This is a genomic window from Roseicyclus sp., assembly GCF_018402035.1.
Lineage (GTDB): Bacteria > Pseudomonadota > Alphaproteobacteria > Rhodobacterales > Rhodobacteraceae > Roseicyclus.
Genome location: NZ_JAGYJN010000030.1, coordinates 1 through 5,489, shown reverse-complemented (window position 1 = coordinate 5,489; position 5,489 = coordinate 1). Strand labels below are relative to the sequence as shown.

The 5,489-nt window shown below is 57.4% G+C and carries 8 protein-coding genes; 3 read left to right on the top strand and 5 right to left on the bottom strand.

Annotated elements, in window-relative coordinates; translation table 11 throughout:
* The 4 genes from KG698_RS14535 to KG698_RS14520 form a co-directional block, all read right to left on the bottom strand.
* Positions 1-201: tripartite tricarboxylate transporter permease (locus tag KG698_RS14535; RefSeq protein ID WP_213686269.1), on the bottom strand; the 201-nt coding region annotated here is incomplete at its 3' end.
* 61 nt (positions 202-262) lie between these two features.
* Positions 263-754, bottom strand: a complete 492-nt coding sequence (locus KG698_RS14530) for a tripartite tricarboxylate transporter TctB family protein (RefSeq protein ID WP_213686268.1) — start codon at positions 752-754, stop codon at positions 263-265.
* A gap of 4 nt (positions 755-758) precedes the next feature.
* Positions 759-1,616, bottom strand: coding sequence for a fumarylacetoacetate hydrolase family protein (locus tag KG698_RS14525; protein WP_213685792.1), 858 nt, complete (start codon positions 1,614-1,616; stop codon positions 759-761).
* A 154-nt stretch (positions 1,617-1,770) separates the two neighbouring features.
* On the bottom strand, positions 1,771-2,649 hold the full coding sequence (locus KG698_RS14520) for a fumarylacetoacetate hydrolase family protein (RefSeq protein WP_213685793.1): 879 nt from the start codon (positions 2,647-2,649) through the stop codon (positions 1,771-1,773).
* A gap of 85 nt (positions 2,650-2,734) precedes the next feature.
* On the opposite strand from KG698_RS14520, the gene KG698_RS14515 reads away from it, so the two are divergent.
* Positions 2,735-3,481, top strand: coding sequence for an FCD domain-containing protein (locus tag KG698_RS14515; RefSeq protein WP_213685794.1), 747 nt, complete (start codon positions 2,735-2,737; stop codon positions 3,479-3,481).
* The gene (locus KG698_RS14510; protein ID WP_213685795.1) at positions 3,447-4,433 is read left to right on the top strand and encodes a 4,5-dihydroxyphthalate decarboxylase; all 987 of its coding nucleotides are present in this window, start codon (positions 3,447-3,449) and stop codon (positions 4,431-4,433) included. The genes KG698_RS14515 and KG698_RS14510 overlap by 35 nt, the downstream gene beginning before the upstream one ends.
* A gap of 317 nt (positions 4,434-4,750) precedes the next feature.
* Here KG698_RS14510 and KG698_RS14505 read toward each other — a convergent pair whose 3' ends face one another.
* A complete protein-coding gene (locus KG698_RS14505) occupies positions 4,751-4,918 on the bottom strand; it encodes a hypothetical protein (protein ID WP_213685796.1) in 168 nt (55 codons plus the stop codon).
* A gap of 290 nt (positions 4,919-5,208) precedes the next feature.
* Here KG698_RS14505 and KG698_RS14500 point away from each other — a divergent pair.
* On the top strand, positions 5,209-5,489 hold a 281-nt coding region (locus tag KG698_RS14500; protein ID WP_213686267.1), incomplete at its 3' end, for a transposase.

The window sequence follows — 5,489 nt, the reverse complement described above, 5'->3', positions numbered from 1 at the left end:
TCCGCCTGTTCCGGGAATATTGACCAAGATCGCGGGAATGCCGTTGCCAAGCTGCGACGCTGAATACAACGCCATCATGAAGATCAACGCCACTTCAACATCCACCGACAATGTCAAAGGCAGCAAGATGATGATGGTGTTGGCCGCGCTAAATCCCGGTATCGCGCCTACCAGATTGCCTAACAAGATCGCGGGGATCATTACCCACCAAAATGTCAGCGAATAGGCAAATAGGCCGGTTATGGTGGCAAACTGGTCCATGTCAGAGGAAAAGATCCTTAAGGGTCTGGTCTATGGTGTTCGTCGGGAAACGAACCTTCACCAGAACGATGAAGACAAGAAAGGCGACGATGGTCATGCCAAGAGCGGTAAAAGCGGCAGCCTTGATCCGCTCTACTCCGCCGATGACGATCACGGCAGAAAACACAAAGGCGAAAATCGTGACGACAAAGCCCAAGACCGGCATCAACACGATAAAACCAACGGTGAGTGCCAGCACGCTCCAACGGCGTGCCTCCGACACCGGGTCGCTGAAAAACCCCTCGATCCCCCAGGATTTCTGACCCGACCAGATTTCCCGACCGAACCGGATGAACAGAATGAAGCTTAGGATCGCAATCGCGGCAGCGACGTAGATGCCGACGACCTTGGCCTGAAACGGCAATTCCCACACCGTCGACAGATAATAGATGCCGAATGCGATCGACCCGACCGGGATGATCAACTCTGGCAAGAGACCCGGACGCTTTTCCATCTGTTTACCTTATCCTTGCTACTGCGCGGCCGACCCGTTCGACCTCGACCACGATCTCGTCGCCCGGCTTCATCCAGACCGGCGGCGTGCGGGCATAGCCCACCCCCGAGGGTGTGCCTGTTGCAATTACATCGCCTGCGCGCAGCGTCATGAATTCGCTGATCAACGCGATCGCTCTAGCGACGGGGAAAATCATGATGTCGGTATTTGCATCCTGCATCACTTCACCATTCAGGATCGCGCGCACGCCAAGTCCGGTCGCACCGGGCGCAAGCTCATCGGCAGTCACAATCTGTTCTCCGAAGATTCCGGTGCCGTCAAAATTCTTGCCCGGCGTCCACTGACCGCCCTTTTGCTGAAAATCACGGACAGAAATGTCATTGAAAACGCCATAACCAAACACGTGATCCAAAGCGTCGGCCTCGGCGATCTTTCGGCCGCCCCGGCCGATCACCACCAAAAGCTCGGCCTCATAATCCAGCTTGTCGCTGATCCCCAACGTGTCGACTTCAGAGCCGCTCGGCGCCAGCGAGGTGTCGATGCGAAAGAAAAACGCAGGATAGCTCGGCGGCTCCCGCCCACCCTCGCGGGCATGTTCGGCATAGTTCAAGCCGATACATATGACGCGGGCATCAGCCACGATTGGAAGCGCGGGCTCAATCGCTCCCGCGACAATGGCACCGCCAGTGATCCGGCCAGTAGCCACATCTTCGGCAAACTGTGCAAAATCGCTGCTATTTGCTGGAAACGGCCCGACATCGCGCACCCCATCCTGATCGCGCAGCGCCAGGCGGGTGCCATTATTCTGTCGATACGCAACCAGTCTCATTATTTTCCCCGATAATTTTGATTCTAAGGTCAAATAGTCGACAAAAATACGAAATGGTCAAATTATTTCGATAAATTGAGTGATTTTATTTATTTATCGTCATGTTCTGGATGCGCAAAGAAGCAGGCCCCACGCGACGCAGTGCCTGATTCAATCTCATTACCGGAGCGCGGCTGCGCCCGAGCGCTTAGCCGATCGTGTTTTCCAACACCCCCAGCCCAGTGATTCTGACACGCATCTGATCGCCCTTCTCAAGATAGCGCGGCGGCTTGAAGCCAATACCAACCCCAACAGGCGTGCCCGTCGCAATGATATCACCGGGTAACAGCGTCATGGTGCGTGACATGGTTTCGATCAGCGTGGGTATATCAAAGATCAGATCCGACAGGCGTGCGCGTTGGCGTTCTTCGCCGTTTATCTCGGTCACCAACTCAAGCGCAGTGACATCAGAGACCTCATCAGCGGTCAGGATCCACGGGCCCATCGGGCAAAAGCTGTCGATCCCTTTACCTATGACCCATTGGTTATGCTGTTTTTGCAGCTCACGCGACGTCACATCATTGATGATCACATAGCCAAAGACGTGGTCCATCGCATCGGCTTTGCTGACGCCGAAACAGCGGGTGCCGATGATCACACCCAGTTCACCCTCATAATCGACCGATGCGGTGGGATCGAGAGAGCCACGCACCACATCTCCCGGCCCGCAAACGCTGGTCGTGGCCTTGGTGAAGACAACTGGATGCGACGGCACCTCTTCTTTGGCCGAAGAATCGAAGCCGCTGGAATAAAACTCAGCGGCATGGGCGTAGTAATTCTTGCCAATACAGAACACATCTCTCCGCGGTTCGGGGATCGGTGCCAACAAGCGCACATCCGCCAACGGCAGGCGACGACCGCCCTTGGAAACCCAGTCCGCGCGCGCATCCGCGCCGCCCTCGATCAACCCCAGAACGGCACCAAGCGCGCCCGCCCCTTCGGCGCAGATCACTGCCTCTTGCCCATCAATGAACCCTGCGGCGGGGCCCGTGGCAGTTTCAAAGCTGATGATTCTCATAATCGACATTTCCTTACTTTATCGATAAAGTAGAAAAACAAATAAATAATGGACTGTCAAACCCGAACCAGAGACCGGCCAAGAGGAGAGCAAGGTGATCAAGGCCCAGTTTGACCCCATCACTGCCGAGACCTTGGCGCAAACCGCCTATCTCCGGCTCCGGCGCGATATCATCACCGGCGCACGCCCACCGGGTGAACGTTTGCGGATTGCCAAGCTCAAGACGATCTATGCCATCGGTCCCACCCCCTTACGCGAAGCGTTACAAAAGCTGGCGCAAGACGGGCTGGTGGTGGCCCATGACAATCGCGGCTTCGCGGTGGCCGATCTGGACCCGGTGGAGTTTGCCGATCTCAACACTGCGCGAACGGCAATTGAAACCGAAGCGATCCGCCTTTCGCTGGCCTACGGCGATGATGGCTGGGAGGCGCGCGTGGTCGCGGCCAGCTATATCATGCAAAAAGAGGACGCTGTCTTGGCGCGCGCGGCGGGAACGGTTGCCGACACATGGGAAAGGGCGAACGCCGATTTCCATACCGCAATCGTGTCGGCTTGCGGCTCCACATGGATGTTACGGCTCCGGGCGCAGTTGCATGATCTGTGCGAACGCTATCGCCGCGCCTCGGTCTATCAAGGGTTAGGCAGTCGCGATCTGGGTGCCGAGCACGCCGCCATCGCGGCGGCAGCACTGGCCCGCGACACAGAACAGGCCACGGCCTTGACCGTACAGCATTTCGCTCGGACCGAAACCGCGCTGGCTGCGCGGGGCCACCAAATCCCTCAATCCGCCGAACAGGACAAACAAGATGCCCAAGATCACTCTCGCCACCTGGGATCATGACCGCGTCATGCCGATCCATGACGGGACGCTGCGTTTGCCGGGCTATGAAATCGACCCGGTGATCCTACCCACCACCAAGCTATTTCCTATCGCCGCCCAAGAAGCGCGGTTCGACGTGACCGAGATGTCGCTGTCGACCTATATCCTACAGCTGTCCCAGGGAACCACGCCCTATACCGCTCTGCCCGTCTTTCTATCGCGCGCATTTCGGCATAACGGATTTTTCGCGCGCAGCGGATCCGGTATTCACAGCCCTGCGGATCTGAATGGCCGCGTGGTCGGCGTGCCGGAATACCAGATGACCGCGGGACTTTGGATGCGGGGCATCTTGCAAGATGAATACGGTGTCGATCTGGCCAGCATCCGGTGGCGGACCGGCGCTCTAGACGAAGGGGTGCGCCACGAGCGGCTGGCGCTTTCCCTGCCTGAAGGAATGGAAGTGCTCCCCATCGCCGAGGGGGAAACCTTGCAGGATTTGCTGCTCGATGGGCGGATCGACGCGGTTCTGGCCCCCAAGCCGCCCATGGCCTTTCTGAAGGGCGATCCCCGCATCCGGCGTCTGATACCCGACCCCGAAACGGCCGAGGCTGATTATTTCCGCCGCACTGGATTTTTCCCAATCATGCATATTGTGGCAGTGCGCGCGAGCCTATTGAAAGACGACCCTGGGCTGGCGATGTCACTGTTTGAAATATTCTGCGAAGCCAAACGCATTGCCATGGAGCGGCTAGAAAATATCTGGCTTGGGTCGGCCAACCGGCTGACTTTGCCGTGGCTTGGCGCCGGGCTCGAGCGCACTCGGCTTGTGATGGGTGCCGATTACTGGCGCTACGGCTATCAAACTAACCACAACGAGCTAGAAACCATCTGCCGCTACTCCACCGAGCAACATCTTGCTGCGCGTCCTGTCTGCGCGCAGGAATTGTTTCACCCCACGGTGCTGTGGACCTGACAGGATCATACCTTTCAGCCTGTCCGCCGTCGGCCAATTTGGCACGAGCGACGTGATCTTGGCGTAGGGGGCGTTTGCTCGTTTAGCGCGTGTTGCGTTTGATCAGTTAGCTATATTGCGTGCAACAGGTGAGGCATCCATGTTGGTGTATCGGGAACGGCAATCCCTAAGCCCGTCGTGAGCCGTGGCGGCAGTGAAAAAACGACACCTGCTGCCCGCATTTCGAAGGTGTTACAGACGAGCGTCACGCCTGAGGTGTCCTCGCTTACCCTGCGCACTGGGTGATCTAAGTGCAGACTATCTCCCAACATTTCGGCTCAAGCATAGGTCACGCGCGCCATCCCACCTTTGATGCGCAACGCACCTCCCATGGTGGCAAAGTCGAGGTCACGACGAACTGTGCCATCTGTATCTACGAAGACAAGACGCCCAGACGCGTATTGCGGAATGCTGCGCAGACCGAGATGCTTAGCAAGTGCCAGCATGCGGTGGTTGTGCGGCCATATTGGCTTGCGCGCGCTGTGTCGTACTTTGCCCCAAGCGATGTCTTTCTGATCATCGCCGTTTTTTGAGGCTTGGTTGGTTGGTTTGCGATTGGACGTTTCCTTGAGCCTCCTTGCACCGCGAAAACTGCGGCGAGAGCAACTCAGACCGAAGTCGAAGGCGTTCGAACTGCACCCGCCGCTTGACGCGCATGTCTCGCTGGCCGCGACGACACCTTAGGCGTGTAATGACCCAGTGAAAATCTGCTCATGCTATAGAGAGGAAAATAGCGATGAGTATGACGATGGACGACAGCATCAAGCGGTGGACAGCGAAGCGGAAGACGGCGCTGGTCATCGAGATCATCCAAGGCAAGACGACGGTGGCGGAAGCCAGTCGTTCCTTCGATCTGTCACCCTCTGAGATTGAGGGCTGGATCGAGGATGCCAAGCGCGGGATGGAGAACTCCTTGCGCGCCAACCCGCTCGATATCCGGGAACAGTACGAGAAGCAGCTCAAGGATCTGCAAGAGGCCTATGGCGAGGCGATGCTGGAGCTTCGTGCGCGAAAAAA

Coding starts and splice junctions, on each gene's coding strand:
- KG698_RS14530 (WP_213686268.1), bottom strand. CDS start 754: ATGGAAAAGCGTCCGGGTCTCTTGCCAGAGTTGATCATCCCGGTCGGG.
- KG698_RS14520 (WP_213685793.1), bottom strand. CDS start 2,649: ATGTCGATTATGAGAATCATCAGCTTTGAAACTGCCACGGGCCCCGCC.
- KG698_RS14510 (WP_213685795.1), top strand. CDS start 3,447: ATGCCCAAGATCACTCTCGCCACCTGGGATCATGACCGCGTCATGCCG.
- KG698_RS14505 (WP_213685796.1), bottom strand. CDS start 4,918: ATGCTGGCACTTGCTAAGCATCTCGGTCTGCGCAGCATTCCGCAATAC.